The organism is Acidobacteriota bacterium, from assembly GCA_018268895.1.
In the GTDB taxonomy this organism is placed as follows: domain Bacteria; phylum Acidobacteriota; class Terriglobia; order Terriglobales; family Acidobacteriaceae; genus Edaphobacter.
In genome coordinates this window covers 86,482-101,418 of sequence record JAFDVP010000009.1, presented here as the reverse complement: position 1 = coordinate 101,418, position 14,937 = coordinate 86,482, and the positions used below count along the sequence as shown (strand labels likewise).

The window sequence follows — 14,937 nt, the reverse complement described above, 5'->3', positions numbered from 1 at the left end:
GGCAACCCATCGTTGGTAAACGCGAACCTGCGCGCTGAGATGCGAAGCGAAGGGGAAGAATCTCTCTATATATAGATATTGCTCAAGACATGGACACCCCTTCGTTGGATGAGCAACCAGGGCCAAAATCAGTTATCGCATCGCTCCATTTTAGATATTATATTATAGATAATTTACAGCGATGAGAAAGCGTGGAACGGCATCGCTGGCCTGTCTGTTATTCGTTCCGCAATGGATCTCTCGACAAGGACATAGAACAGCATGGATATTCAAGGCATCATTCCCGCGCTCGTAACTCCCGTCAATGACGCCGGGGCGTTTCAACAAAAGCCATTCGAACAATTGCTGGATCGCGTCTACAGCGCCGGAGTGAACGGCGTGTACGTGTGCGGACAGACCGGCGAAGGCTTTCAGCTATCGCTCAGCGACCGCCGCGCAGCGACCGAGGTTGCTGTAAAGAACACTCCAAAGCACGCGCAGGTCATCGTTCACGTCGGCGCGCCGACCACGGCGGACACAGTCGCGCTCGCACGCCATGCGGCCAGCAGCGGAGCCCACATGGTGAGCAGCCTGCCGCCTGCCGGAAACTACTCGTTTGAAGAGATCCGCAGCTACTACGAGGCGATTGCGCGGGCATCCGACCTTCCTCTCCTCGTCTACTACTTTCCTTCCATCGCACCGGCGATTCGAACGACGGAACAGGTCCTGGAGCTATGCGCCATTCCGAATGTCATTGGCCTCAAGTTCACGGACTCCGATTTCTTTCGTATGTGGGCCATCCGCCAGACCGGTGCTGTCGTCTTCAATGGCAGCGACGAGATGCTGATCTCCGGCCTGGTGATGGGAGCGAACGGCGGGATCGGGAGCACGTATAACCTGATACCGGGCAGCTACGTTGAGCTCTTCAACCACACTTCCAATGGCCGGTGGGAAGAAGCGCGAAAGGTCCAGCAGCAGATCAACGAGTTTCTACAGGTCATTTTGAAGTATCCCGTCAATCCCGTCATCAAACAGATCCTTGCGTGGACAGGAATCGACTGCGGAAGCTGCATTCTCCCGCGCCGCGAACTGACGGCTGCGGAGCAAGCAGAGTTGATGAAACGCGCACTGGAGACAGAGCTCGGGCAAATGCTTCTTGCAACAACCGTGAGGTCATGAAGAGATCATCCTATGCCTGGGCCGTTGTCGCTCTGCTCTGGGTGGTAGCGGCCCTTAACTATATTGACCGGCAGGTCATCTTCGCGTTGTTTCCGTTGTTGCGCTCCGAACTGCACCTGAGCAGCGTGCAGCTCGGCTTTCTCGGATCTGCCTTTCTCTGGGTCTATGGCATCTGCAGCCCGTTCGGCGGGTACCTGGCAGACCGCTTCAATCGCCGCGCCGTCATCCTCCTCAGTGTCGCAGTCTGGTCGACGGTGACGTTCATGGTTGGACTTTCGCGGAGCTATCCGCAGCTTCTGGCGGCGCAGGCGTTGCTTGGAATCAGCGAAGCCTGCTATCTGCCCGCGGCCCTTGCCCTCATCGCCGACTATCACGGTGAAGCAACACGTTCGCGCGCCGTGGGTCTGCACCAGAGCGGCCTCTACGCCGGCGTGGTCCTCGGCGGGTGGGGCGGGGGCTGGATAGGACAGAACTATGGCTGGCACCAGGTCTTCTACGTTCTCGGCATCTTCGGTGTGATTTACGCGGCGGTCCTCTTCTTCCAGTTGAAGGAGTCGCCGGATCGCGGCGCGGCCAGCCTCTCTTCAGCAAGGCTCCCTTTCCTTCATTCGCTTGCAGAGCTCTCCTCCCGGGCATCGTTCTGGCTCGTTGTCTGCGCTAACTGTTTCGCTTCCATCGCCTTCTGGTGCGTTTATGGATGGATGGCTACGTTCCTCTTCGAGCGCTTTCATGTGAGTTTGTCGAAGGCAGGTTTCTCGTCCACGTTTTACATCCAGGCTGGATCGTTCGCTGGAATCTTCTTCGGAGGATGGCTTGCCGATAAGTGGTCCCGCTCCAGCCGCGGCGCACGATACTGGACGCAGGCGATCGGGTTCCTGATGGCCGCGCCTGCACTGTTTGTAGCCGGAGTCACTCCTTCGTGGTGGACCCTGCTGGCCTGCCTTGTCGTCTTCGGTCTGGGACGAGGGTTCTTTGACTGCAACCTGATGCCGGTACTCTGCCAGATCGTACCCGATCGTTTACGAGCCACCGCATACGGCATTCTGAACGCAACATCCTGTATCGCCGGAGGAATCATGGCGGCTGGGGCAGGATTGCTCAAAGATCGAATGGGGCTCGGACCTGCGCTGCAACTCTCGGCACTCTCGATTCTGCTGGGAGCGTTTTGTCTTGCCTCTCTGAAGATCGCTGGACGGCAGCAGGAACGCACCCAGGTAACGATCGATAGTTGATTATCTTGACGTGGGTTGTCTCTTCCCCCTAGCTTTGGAGATGGAATGGTCATCAGTGGATTTTCACCAGTTAAAAATCTAAGCAAGTCTGCCGAAGTCTTTCAAAAGCTGCGGAATGCCATCTGGTCGGGAGAGCTCTTGCCGGGCACCCCCCTCAAGGAAGCGCACATCGCAAAGCAGCTCAGCGTAAGCCAGGTCCCGGTTCGCGAAGCCTTGTTGCAGTTGGAGCATCTCGGGCTGGTGGTACGAGTTCCGGACAGAGGCACGCACGTGACGAAGCTTACACGTGCTGAGATGGTTCAGCTCATCGGCGTGCGCTCGCATCTGGAAGACCTCGCCTTCCGCCTTGCCGCGAAGAACATGACGCCACAGATTGAGGCAGAGCTGCGTGCAGGGCTGAAGCAGCTTGAGCAGCGCATCCGGGCCAGCGATCATCTTGGAGTCGCGGAGGCCGATCTGAGATTTCACGAGATTGTATGGAAGGCCTCGGGAAATGCCGTCCTGGAAAAAACACTGGACCGGCTCTGCGTCTCCGTTTATGCCTTTGTCGGCCTCGCGCGCAGAGCAGCAGGAGAGAAACTGGCAACTGCTTCCCACGAGATCCTGTTTGATGCTCTGATGAAAGGTGACCCGAAGCTCATCTCGAAGGCCATCCGGGAGCACCTCAATCCGGCATCTTCCATCCCAGCAAGCGTTGGCGATTAAAGCGGTCTTTCGTATTGGTGTGGTTCTTCTCGACGACAAGGAATCCCGCAGCCACAAGCAAAATGCAGGGATTCCTCGCCCGCGGCTCAGAATGAACGACGACCTTATCATGCACAGCAATTACAAAAACAGCCCTGGAATTCACTTTTCGGCCGTAGCTCTTCGTTTTTTTGCATTTCTCCCGCGTTGATTTATCGCAGTGCGAGCGGTTGCATCTTTGCAGAAGGCAGTGAAACACCCAACTCTCTTGCCAGGGTTGGAGCAATCTGTCGCATGTCGATGGCGCCTAACTTCTTACCCTTGGCAATATCCGGTCCCACAATAAAGAACGACGAATGCAGCTCGGGATGAGTTGCCAGGTATCCATGAGCGCCTCCAGGTGCTGTGTCTTCTACAAGGGGCGTGCTGAGACCTGCGCCCATGTGATAGCCAGACTTCCAATCGACGATGAAAGCTGCCTGTTCCGGTGCGCCGGTAGCGACAGCCTCGCTGCGTGAGAGCACTTGATTGAATCCGTTCGCAGGGTCCTTCGCAAGATCACTCAACAACTTCGCAACTTGCTGCTCTGTTGCCTTGTCGCTGTTGTCGTTGAGCACGATCACAGCGCTTCCATCCGCGCTCCAGGCGAACGCCTTCCAGGCGGTGACATGAGGCTTCGGCCCCGCGCTCACCGTAAGGAGTCCCGCCTTCACCAACGCTGCATTCAGATTCATCTTGTGTGTCACCGGCAAAAAACCGTGGTCCGAGGCAATCACGATGTCCGCATCGGGATGGACTCGCAGCTCCGCGGTAATGATCCGGCCGACCTTCGCGTCGATCTGCTCCAGCGTCTCGTTCGCTTCTGGGCTGAAGGGGCCGTGCGCGTGCTCCAAATGATCGAGTGCGACGATATGAATCGTCACGAGGTCTGGGTGGTGGGCTTGGATCATGGAGATTGCGGTCCTGGTGATCTTCTCATCCAGAACGAGATCGCCCTCGCCTGAGTAGAAAGGACCTGCATCTTTCTCTGCCTCTTCCAGAAAGCCGGATGGCGTGGACACCGCCTCCAGAAGATAGTGGTCATACTCCGTCTTGATGCGCCAGTACTCCGGCACGTTGTAGTCGATTCCTCTGGAGTGCACCGTGACGGGCCACAGAACGCTTCCGGTGGTAAGGCCGGCGGCCTTTGCCGCCTGCCAAAGCGTGGGAACCTTCACCTGCGCTCCGTACCAGTTCCATGCTCCCTGCTCCTTCCCCATGGGATCGAAGACGGTGTTGTTGTAGATGCCGTGCTCGTTCGGTGAAACGCCGGTCACCAGCGTCGTATGATTCGGATAAGTTACCGTGGGCGATACGTTCTGCACGCTATCCGCGTACGCGCCTTTTTGCAGAAACGAGCGCAGGACGGGGATCTTCATACCATGCTTGTCCGCTTCCGTTACATAGTCTGGGCGCAGGCCGTCGATTGAGATCATCAGTACAGGATGGCGTTTTGGCGCTTCGGCGTTTGTTTGGACAGCGACCGCCGACACCGAAGCAGCCAAAGCGAGTTGGAACATTACGTTGCGAAGCAAGATCGATATCTCCCGGAACTGCCGTGGAATAAATAGAAAGACGGTGTTTCAGTTTATGAGACTCGAAACACCGTCAGGTTGAAGCCTAGAGACTGTTCGTGCTCGGTCGCTAGAACTTGATTCTTGTATTGATCTGGACGTAGCGGGGAGCGCTGACAGCCGTTGACTGACCGAAAGCGGCATCCGACCACGTCGTATTGAAGCTGGTAAAGCGGTGGCGATTGAACGCATTGAAGAAGTTTGCGCCAATCGTCCAGGTCACACGCTCTGTAATATGAGTGTCCTTCATGAAAGCAAGGTCTTCGTTATAGATCGGGAATGCCCTGATGTCAGAGTAGGTCGGTTTCGCGTTGCCGAAGCTATATTGGCCAGGCTGCGTGAACGCATTCGGGTTAATGATGCGGCTCGATCCAGGGAAATATTCGTTCGCAGAAAGATGCGTCGAACGATCAACTCCGGGAACGACATTCGGACGCATGACGCGATTGAAGATTGGCAGCGAGTTGCTGGTCTTGATCGGAAGCGGGAAGCCGCTCTGATATCGCTGGATCGCAGAGACCTTCCATCCGCCTACCAGCGCGTTCGTGAATCCTCCTCCGGACAGGAACTTCTTTCCTCTCCCGAATGGCAGTTCATACGAGTAGTTCAGAACCAGGGCGTGCTGCACATCGATTGGGCTGATGGCATACTCCGCGCCAGGGTCGAAGGAGTTCTGAAGAACGCTGTCGGCGGTGCCATCCATCCAGCTTGGACTGTTGATGCCCATGTTCTTCGCGAAGGTATAGTTTCCGGAGAAGCGCAGACCGAAGCTGGTGGTCTTATTGACGATCACCTGCGCCGCGTTGTAATTCGAGTATGCGGTCTTCGCCGATACGCTTGTAAGAGTCAGGTACTGAGGATACGGCCGAAGAGCCTGCGCGACCGTACCTGTGAATCCAGTGTAAGGAAGTTTGATCCCAGCCGCCTGCGCCGCTGCGGAAGATGCAGAGACGGTGAGCAACGAACCGAGAGAAAGATACTTCGGATCTACCTGGTTGATGTTCGAGAACTGGGAGTCGAGGAGACGATGTCCCGTATTCCCCACATAGGCCACCTCAAGCATCCAGGATTTGGCCGGGCTGTACTGAACACTTCCATTCCACTGCTGGATGTAGGGCATATTGCCAATCGAACGATCTCGATAGTTTGCGCTCTGTCCGTTCAACAGTGTCGGCGAGATGGAGGGTTGCAGGCTTGGCGAGCCGGGATAGCCCGAAGCCAGTGTAAATGCAGGGGTGATTCCATTGTTGCTTGAGGTGAAGCTGGCAGCAGGAGCAAAGCCGTTGTTATCGATCGCCGTGCCGAAGTTCCAGCCCAGATCGGTATAGAAGATGCCATAGCCGGCGCGAACCACGACCTGCGGATTGACCTGATAGGACAGCCCAATACGCGGACTGAAGCTGGCGTACTTCGTGGATGCAAAGGAATGGCTCCCCGTGCGGCCAGCGCCTGTGCCGGCAAACGCGAGAGCGCCGGGTAGATTTCCTGCACCTGGGTTTGCCAGGGTCAAGTCAACCGAGCTGCTTCTGTCATGCGCGTCCGTAGGAATGGTTTCGAACTCCCAGCGAACACCCAGGTTCATCGTGAGCGTATGGCTGATCTTCCAGTCGTCCTGGGCGAAAAGACCGCCATACGAGTAGCGCATTCCATTGATGGCAGGCGCGGTCACCGCACCGCTGTGCACCTGTCCCAGCAGGAAGCTGGCGAACCCGTCACCCGTCGTGCCCGTGCTGGTTGGATTGGCCGTCTCGAGGTTCGACATGGCCAGTGTGTTCGTGCCGGGGTTGGGAGCATTGGCATTGAAGTGCACCCGACGGAACTCTCCGCCGAAACGGAAGTTGTGCGCGCCCTTGGTCCAGTAGAACGTGTCGCCCAGAAGATACTGATGCTCCGCGGTCTTCTGACCATTATCGGTCGAGATCGAGGCATACCCATTGCTGAAGGTGATGTTCGGACGAGACGAGGAGATCTGGTTGGGAACAGAAAACTCGCTGCCGCCGTCCTTCGTTCTCGCGAAGATACGATAGTAGCCAATGGCAAGACTGTTCATCGCCCTGCTGCTCAGCGTCCAGTCATGATTGATACGAGTCGTAGTGGCCCTCAGAAACTGGTTGTACACCGTCGAAAGCGGCTGCGGCAATCCCGAGCCTTCCGGCTTGTAGCGCGGAATGCGGGTCTGCACCAGGGTGAAGTAAAGGTGCTGCGCCTGTGTCAGGTTATGGTCCACACGCGCTGTGTAAACATCCGGATTCAGCAGCTTTTCACCGATATACGTTCTGAAGTTCAGCGTGCCCGAAGCATTTGGAGCCGGATAGTACGAGGCGATCTTCAAAGCGGTGGGATCCATGCGTGAAACCGGAATCTTGTTTCCCGGGAAAGGATCGCGAATATAGCCCGTGCCCGCGGAGTTCAGACGCGTCGTTGCCGGATCGTAGATGATGTTCTTTCCCGTAAAGTCGCCCTGGATCTGAGTCGGCGTTGGAATCTGCGAGGTCTTCAGCGTGTCCATGCCGGCCTTGCGCGATCCTCCGTACGAGAAGAAGAAGAAGGAGCGGTTGCGGCCGTCATAGAGCTTTGGCAGCACGATTGGCCCGCCGATCGTTGCGCCAAACTCATTCTGCTTGGTATTCGGCGGCGTGACCGCTCCCCAGGACCGTGCGTCGAGCCAGTTATTCCGGAAATACTCGTAGACCGATCCGTGCAAGGTATTCGTGCCATTGCGGATCGCGAAGACTCCAGCAGCGGCGCCCGTGTGACCGTAGTCCGCGGGTACCATGGTCGTAATCATCTTGAACTCCTGCACGGCGTCGACCGGCGGAGCGCTTTCGTTGTAGCTACCGACATTCGCCATCTGGCCGGAAGAGAGACCGCTGAGGTAGAACTCAGTCTGCTTCATCTGGCTTCCATTGACAGAGATGTAGTTCGTGGCCGCAACGTTCTCCGACCCCGTGGCGTTGTAGTTGCCTTGAACACTGGGCGCAAGGTAGACGAATGCTGTTGGGCTGCGGATTCTTCCCTGCTGCACAAGCGGCAGTTCGTCATACTGCTCTCGCGTCACCGTGGTGGAGAGCTGCGCGTTGTCCGGCTGGAGCAGCACCGTATCGGCATCTACGCTGACGGTCTGTGTCTGTTGGCCAATCGACAGATGAAGGTCGAGGCGGGTGGTCGTCGCAACAAACAGGGTAATGCCCTTGCGCTCCGCCGTCTCAAATCCACTCTGCACGACGCGCACGGTGTAGGAGCCGGAGCTCAGTCCTGGGACTGTGTATTCTCCCGAGCTTGTTGTGGTCGTCTGATGAAGAACCCCCGTGCCTTCATTTCGAACTTCGACAGCGGCACCACCGACCGAGAGACCATCGGGATCGGTAATCACACCGACGAGCTGACTGTTCTGCGCATGCGCAGCGGGAACGAAAAACCCGACGACGCAGAGGACCGCGACATAGACCAAATGCTTCAACCACGAGATACGCACCTTACTGACCTCCACCGGCCAAACGACCGTGTCACTGTTCAATTTCTTCTCGGAAAAATTCCTGAGACCTGCAAACAAACAAAACGATTTCTACTTAGTAGATGTAGACAATGTCAATGAATTTGCCATTAATATGTCCACAAATCTGTATATACCATTTATTGCGACGCACAACGGGAGGCTTCCGCCTGCAAGCGGTACGAGGGCTTTGGGCCAGCGGGCATCTGCTATTTCACAAGCTTGGAGCCGCAGGATTCACGCACGACCAGCGAACAACTCAACAGGATGTCGCGCGCCGGAAGGTCCGGGCTTTCCAGGCGCTGCAGCATCGTGGACATCGCGACCATTCCGATTTGCGAACAGGGCTGATGCTGTGTGGTGAGAGGGATCGGGAGCAGGCTGGCATAGCGAACGTCATCGATGCCTACGATGCGAATTTCGTCGGGGATGCTACGGCCGAGACGCATGAGGCTCTGCATCAGGTTGGCAGCCGTATGGTCGTTTGCCGCAAGAAATGCGTCGGGTTTGTGCTTCGCTAGAATTGACGCAATCAGAGCGTCATCTGACGGCTCCCCGCGAAACGCGAGGTCGTGCGTGCCATTCTGCCGATGCGTGGTCAGCGCCTCACGATACCCCGCGATGCGGGCATCGACCGTGGAAGCGGAGAGTTCCTTGGCAAAAAATGCGATCTTTTTCGCGCCCTGGTTGATGAGATGTTCGGTTGCGATATACGCGGTACGCCGGTTTTCAATGCCCACAAGGTCGTAACGGCTGCGCAGAGGATACGGAGAAACACAGCGATCCAGCAAGACTACGGGGATCTGCGCGCGATCCAGAGCGGCAAGAATCTTGTGATTGATGCGGTCCTTGGAGCGCGTCAGCTCGAGCGGAGCGAAGAAGACGCCCGAAACCCCGCGCTTGATGTACTGATGGCAGAGTTCCTCGGCGATCTGCTCCTTCTTTTCGCCAGTGTGGAGATTGCCCCAGATGAGCGAATGCTGCCTGGCGTGGGAAAACTGCGCCATTCCCTGGCAGATGGGCTCGAAGATCTCCGTCTCTCCCAGTTCCGGAATCAGTAGGCCAAACAGGTCATTTCCCTTGCCCTGCGGAGCCGCATACGTTCCCGAACCAACGCGGCGCACCACCAGCCCCAGTTGCTGCAGCTCGCGCATTGCCTTTACAACCGTCATACGCGAGACAGCAAAACGCCGGCTCAGCTCTCCCTCGCTGGGTAACCGGGCCCCCTCCTTGTACTCACCGGAGACAATACCCTGTCGAAGTGCGTCAAAAATCATTCTGTACTTCGGCTGGTCCGAATCTTCTACTCGCAATGGATTCCCGTCTTTTCGCAGTTTAGCCAACAAAAGGAACTCTCCATAAATCTAGCAACGGCGGGCAAGCTCGTGGTTTATGAGAAATCATCTGGCCGCTCTCGCATCTTGACTGTAACGCAGATGTAGACAACATGACCACTTATTACGTATACATCTTGTTGCCAGATATATATCAACTTGCCGCCCCCATGAGCGCCCCAGGGAACTTTCTTTCACGGCTGCCTTCCATGAAGACCGGCCAAGGGAACTGAACGAATGATGAAAATTGCCGGTCTTCCTCCAATGACTCTTTGTACGGAGCACCTCTCCCAGTTTCCACAGCGTGTCCGGGTGCCGACGTACAACCGGGTCGCGCTCGTTCCTGGCATCGTTCACTTTGGCGTTGGGGGGTTCAATCGCTCGCACCTCGCTGTCTACCTCGACGACCTTCTGCATCATCCGGACCAGCCACGATGGGGTGAGTGCGGCATAGGACTGCTTCCCGGCGATCTGAAGATCAATCAGGCCCTTAAGAGCCAGGACTACCTTTACAGCGTTTTGACCCGTGATGCCGGCACCCGCGAACTGAGGATCATCGGCTCACTGACCGAGCACATCTTCGCGCCTGCGGCACAGGAGGCGGTTCTGCAAAGACTCAGCGCCCCGGCGTGCGAGATCGTCTCTCTTACCGTTACGGAAGGCGGATACTTCATCGAAGACGCGACGCGACGCTTCCGCAGCGAACACGCCGATGTGCAGCACGATCTTGAATTCCCCCTTTCGCCGCGGACCTTTCTCGGCTATCTGGCCTCGGCGGCGGAACGGCGTATGCGCAACGGCGGCAAGCCATTCACTGTCATGTCGTGCGACAACGTGCAAGGCAATGGAGAGATTGCCCGCCAGGCGCTGGTGGCGTTTGCAACATTGCGCGACGACAAGCTGGGCGCATGGATCGAAGCCAATGTCGCCTTCCCCAACAGCATGGTCGACCGCATCACTCCGGGAACAACGGAGGAAGATCGTCATTCCATCGCTACTGACTTCGGCGTCGTGGATCAATCTCCAGTCGTAACCGAGCCGTTCCGGCAGTGGGTCATCGAAGACGCATTCAGCGGTGCGCGTCCGCGCTTTGAACTCGCAGGCGCGGAGATCGCCAGCGACGTCAAGCCTTACGAGATGACGAAGATGCGATTGCTCAATGGCGGTCACTCCACGCTGGCCTATGTCTCCGCGGTGTTGGGCCACACACTGGTGTCTGACGCTGCCGCCGACCCGCTGGTTCGTCGGCTGGTCGAGGCTTATCTGGAAGAGACGACGCCTGCCGTTCCGCATATTGGAGGCCTCGACCTGAACAGTTACAAGGCAAGCATCCTGCACCGATTTGCAAATCCCACGATTCGCGACCAGGTGATGCGCATCTGCTCGGAGGCATCCGCGAAGATTGCAAAATTTATCATGCCCACTGTCCCGGAGTTGCTGGAACAGCAGCGGCGTCCAAGAGTCATCCCCTTCGTGGTCGCGAGTTGGCTGCATGCAATGGGGGGCCAGGATGAACGCGGCAATTCGTTTGCGATTGCCGACGCATCGGCCCATCTCTTCACCGAATTCCTCGTGCAAGGCGGCGGCAATGCAAAGCTCGCGCTCAGTGCAACCTCGGTGTTTGGCGATATCGCGTCTCAGTCCACGCAGTTCGTCAACGACGTGCAACTGCATCTTGACCGGTTACGCAAAGATGGCGTTTACGCAGGAATAACCTCGGTCACCTCTATACAGGCATAAATTTCGATACCCTTCCGGAGAGCGCAAGCATGCAAGAACTTGAAGTTCAATCACCAGGATCACCAACGTCCAGGCTCGAACGCCTCGGTATGCATCCTGGACTAGCGATCGGCTATCTGGGCCTGCTGCTGTTCATGATCGGCGACGGCGTGGAAGCAGGATTCCTTTCCCCATACCTGCTGGATCAGCTTCACTTCAGCGAGTCGCGCATCGCACTCATCTTTACGCTCTATGGCGTCACGGCCGCCATCGCTTCCTGGTTGAGCGGCGCACTGTCGGACATCTTCGGCGCGAAACGGGTCATGTGGATGGGACTCGTCATCTGGATCGCTTTCGAAATTCCGTTCCTGCTCTTCGGAATCCGTGCTCATAACTTTCCCGTGATTCTGGTGAGCTACATGTTGCGGGGATTTGGATATCCCCTGTTTGCCTTTGGCTTTCTCATCTGGATCACGCACATCACGCCGCAGCGTTATCTTGCAACCGCCGTTGGCTGGTTCTGGTGCGCTCGTACAGGCGGCCTTCCCACGCTCGGCTCGCTCTTTGCCAGCTACTCTGTTCCTCAATACGGCCCTTATCGCAGCCTTTGGATCTCCGTGGTTCTGGTTCTTGCAGGCGGACTCATCGCTCTGCTGGGCGTGCGAGAAAAACGCGGCGCGGGACCTGCGGCGAACGGCGGTGAAAACCCTCTCGCGGTTGTTCTCTCCAGCATCTCCATCGCGTGGAAGAAGCCGAAGGTCGGACTTGGAGGAATCGTCGCGACGGTTACGACCACCTCCGAATTCGGTTTCCTGGTCTGCCTGCCGATCTTCTATGTGCATACGGTGGGCTTTACGCTTCCGCAATGGCTACGCATCCTCAGCGTCATGTTCGCCACCAACGTGGTCTTCAATCTCTTCTGGGGTATCGTTGGCGACCGCATCGGCTGGAGAAAGACGATCACCTTCGCGGGCTCGTGCGGATGCGCGCTTACGACGCTTGGCCTTTACTACGTGCCGCACATCTTCGGCCCAAACTACCTGCTCGTCACTCTGGCTGGCATGGCCTACGGCATAGCGCTGGCTGGCTACGTACCCATCGCCGCAATCATGGCGTCCCTGGCGCCTGAAGCGCGCGGAGCGGCCATGTCGATCATGAACCTCGGCTCCGGCATGAGCATCTGGCTTGGCCCCGCAGTGGTTGGCCTCTGCCTGCCTCGCTTCGGCATTGAAGGCGTGATCTGGGTCTTTGCCGGCCTGTATCTGCTTGCAGCATTCATCAGCTACACCCTCAAACTGCCAAATGAATCCGAAACAGGCCGGACCGCGCAAGGGAGCCACGCATAGATGAGGAAAACCTCAGACGAGGGGATGCGCGTGCTCGCTGTCGGCGAGATCCTCTGGGACATATTCGACGGCACAGAGATTCTCGGCGGAGCTGCGCTTAATTTCAGCGCAAACATTCAGCGTCTCGGCGGCGAGGCCACGCTGATTACCGGTGTCGGCGCAGACGATCGCGGCCATCGAGCCACGAATGCAATGAAGCGTCTTGGATTGAGTACGGACGCCGTCCAAATCGTCGCGGGCGAGGCGACAGGCATCGCGCTCGTCCAATCAAACCCTCGCGGAGAGACGACGTTCCATATTCCCCGCCCTGCCGCATTCGATCGCTTCGACCCTCGTGCGCCTTCCATATCCGCAGATGCGCAGGGCCCTATCGATTGGATCTACTTCGGCACACTTCTTCAAACGGAACCTGAGATGGAAGCATTCATCGCAGAACTCATACGCACTCGGCCAAACGCCCGTTGCTTCTACGATCTCAACCTCCGTACCGGCCATTGGAACTATGAGTTGGTGCAGAGATTGAGCCACCGTTGCCATGCAATGAAGCTCAATCTGGACGAAGCGAAAATACTGTCCGGACTCGGTCGTCCCTCATCGCGGACCTTCGATCTCAGATCGTTCTGCCAGCAATGGGCCTCCGAATACGGCATCGATACGATGTGCGTAACGCTAGGCGCGGAAGGCTGCTTGATCTATAGCAGCAACTCCGTAGACACCCACAGCGGATTTCCCATCGAGGTGCACGACACCGTGGGAGCGGGCGACGCATTTGCCGCCGCGTTTCTGCATGGATATCACTCCAAGTGGCTCACTGAAGATATTGCCCGCTTCGCAAACGCGGCCGGCGCCCTGGTCGCAAGCCGTCCGGGCGCCACGCCAGAGTGGACCTATGGAGACTGCACCCACATCGTTCAACAATTTACGAGTTGAGGACAATCGCAGCACGATATCAATCGGATCGAAATGAACGGACTGAGGCGTCAAATGGATAAACGAGAGTTTCTGAAGGGTTCTGCTGCATTGCTCGCAACTGTCGCCACCTCGAACTTTGCTGAAGCCGTCACCGGAGGCGCTTCATCTCCGCGAACCAACTGGTCGGGCAACTATCGTTATCACGCCGCCCAACTGTTTGAGCCCGCCTCCGTAGCTGACGTTCAGGATGCAGTGCGAAGCGCAAAGAATGTACATGCGCTGGGCAGCAGGCACTCTTTCAATGGCATTGCAGACTCGTCGGTCGCCCAGATTTCAACGCTAAAGCTCAACGACGTCTCTCTTAATGCACCGGCAGGGACAGTTACAGTAGGCGCGGGAATTAAAATATGGAAACCTCGCCCAAGAGCTGGACCAGCGCGGGTTTGCTTTGCATAACCTCGCCTCGCTTCCTCACATCTCTGTGGGCGGGGCCATCTCTACCGCGACTCACGGCTCAGGAGTTAACAACGGAAACCTCTCCACAGCAGTCGTTGCGATCGAATTCGTTGCCGCAGACGGCAGTGTCCACCGGCTCTCACGCGCTGAGAATCCTGACCGCTTTCCCGGAGCCGTTGTGGCCCTCGGCGCGTTGGGCATTTTGACAAAAGTCACCTTGAAGGTGCAGCCCAGATATGACATGACGCAGGTTGTCTATCAGAATCTCAGCTTCTCCGAACTGAAGAACAATCTGCCAGCCATCATGGGTTCGGCGTACAGCGTCTCGATATTTACGAACTGGCAGAACCATCGCGCGAACGAAGTCTGGCTTAAGCGCCGCGTAGACCAGCGTGGAAGCGCGCAACCTCCCGCACTCTTCTATAACGCCACTCTTGCAAAGACGAAGTTGCATCCGCTGGATGGCCATTCCGCCGAAGCGTGCACCGAGCAGGAGAACAAGGTCGGGACCTGGTACGAACGCCTTCCGCACTTCCGCATGGGCTTCACTCCATCAAGCGGAGAGGAGATTCAAAGCGAATTCTTCGTTCCCTTCGAGCACGGATACGATGCGATTCTTGCCGTGGAATCCCTGCGCGATAAGATCACGCCGCACCTCTACGCTACAGAGTTCCGCGCAATTGCCGCAGACGACCTTTGGCTGAGCATGGCCTATCAGCGCCCCTCGCTGGCCCTGCACTTTACCTGGAAGCGTGAGCCAGAGGCGGTGGCCGCCATCGTCTCCCAGATCGAAGCGAAACTCGCTCCATTTTCTCCACGACCACACTGGGCAAAGGTATTCACCATGAAGCCGGGGCCGCTCTATTCACACCTCAAGGACTTCAAGGCCCTTGTTGAAGCCTACGATCCGAAAGGAAAATTCCAGAACGATTTTCTCCGGAGCAATCTCTACGCAGACTAGTTGGCTATTAATCTATCTCTGCAATGGCG

Annotated in this window: 9 protein-coding genes and 1 pseudogene; 7 read left to right on the top strand and 3 right to left on the bottom strand. The window is 57.0% G+C overall.

Translation table 11 applies throughout. The annotated features are described in order from the left end of the window. The first annotated feature begins 261 nt into the window (after positions 1-261). Genes JSS95_12285 through JSS95_12275 form a run of 3 tightly spaced genes read left to right on the top strand, consistent with a single transcriptional unit; the run spans position 262 to position 3,095 of the window. Positions 262-1,158: a dihydrodipicolinate synthase family protein gene (locus tag JSS95_12285; protein ID MBS1800589.1), complete on the top strand. Its 897-nt coding sequence runs from the start codon at positions 262-264 to the stop codon at positions 1,156-1,158. Beyond that, the gene (locus JSS95_12280; GenBank protein MBS1800588.1) at positions 1,155-2,390 is read left to right on the top strand and encodes an MFS transporter; all 1,236 of its coding nucleotides are present in this window, start codon (positions 1,155-1,157) and stop codon (positions 2,388-2,390) included. The genes JSS95_12285 and JSS95_12280 overlap by 4 nt, the downstream gene beginning before the upstream one ends. Positions 2,391-2,435: 45 nt before the next feature. Beyond that, positions 2,436-3,095, top strand: coding sequence for a GntR family transcriptional regulator (locus tag JSS95_12275; GenBank protein ID MBS1800587.1), 660 nt, complete (start codon positions 2,436-2,438; stop codon positions 3,093-3,095). A gap of 191 nt (positions 3,096-3,286) precedes the next feature. Here the strand turns inward: JSS95_12275 and JSS95_12270 are convergent, their stop codons facing one another. The 3 genes from JSS95_12270 to JSS95_12260 all read right to left on the bottom strand — a co-directional run bounded on the left by JSS95_12270 (position 3,287) and on the right by JSS95_12260 (position 9,457). Next, on the bottom strand, positions 3,287-4,648 hold the full coding sequence (locus tag JSS95_12270; GenBank protein ID MBS1800586.1) for an alkaline phosphatase family protein: 1,362 nt from the start codon (positions 4,646-4,648) through the stop codon (positions 3,287-3,289). A gap of 109 nt (positions 4,649-4,757) precedes the next feature. Then, entirely contained in the window at positions 4,758-8,162 is a 3,405-nt protein-coding gene (locus JSS95_12265) for a TonB-dependent receptor (GenBank protein ID MBS1800585.1), read from the bottom strand. A gap of 227 nt (positions 8,163-8,389) precedes the next feature. Beyond that, a complete protein-coding gene (locus tag JSS95_12260; protein MBS1800584.1) occupies positions 8,390-9,457 on the bottom strand; it encodes a GntR family transcriptional regulator in 1,068 nt (355 codons plus the stop codon). A 294-nt stretch (positions 9,458-9,751) separates the two neighbouring features. Here JSS95_12260 and JSS95_12255 point away from each other — a divergent pair, with 294 nt between their 5' ends. The 4 genes and pseudogenes from JSS95_12255 (at position 9,752) to JSS95_12240 (ending at position 14,908) form a co-directional block, all read left to right on the top strand. Then, positions 9,752-11,254: a mannitol dehydrogenase family protein gene (locus tag JSS95_12255; protein ID MBS1800583.1), complete on the top strand. Its 1,503-nt coding sequence runs from the start codon at positions 9,752-9,754 to the stop codon at positions 11,252-11,254. A 29-nt stretch (positions 11,255-11,283) separates the two neighbouring features. Then, positions 11,284-12,579, top strand: a complete 1,296-nt coding sequence (locus JSS95_12250) for an MFS transporter (GenBank protein ID MBS1800582.1) — start codon at positions 11,284-11,286, stop codon at positions 12,577-12,579. Next, a complete protein-coding gene (locus tag JSS95_12245; protein ID MBS1800581.1) occupies positions 12,580-13,509 on the top strand; it encodes a hypothetical protein in 930 nt (309 codons plus the stop codon). A 54-nt stretch (positions 13,510-13,563) separates the two neighbouring features. Beyond that, positions 13,564-14,908, top strand: a pseudogene (locus tag JSS95_12240) (FAD-binding protein). Positions 14,909-14,937 lie beyond the last annotated feature (29 nt).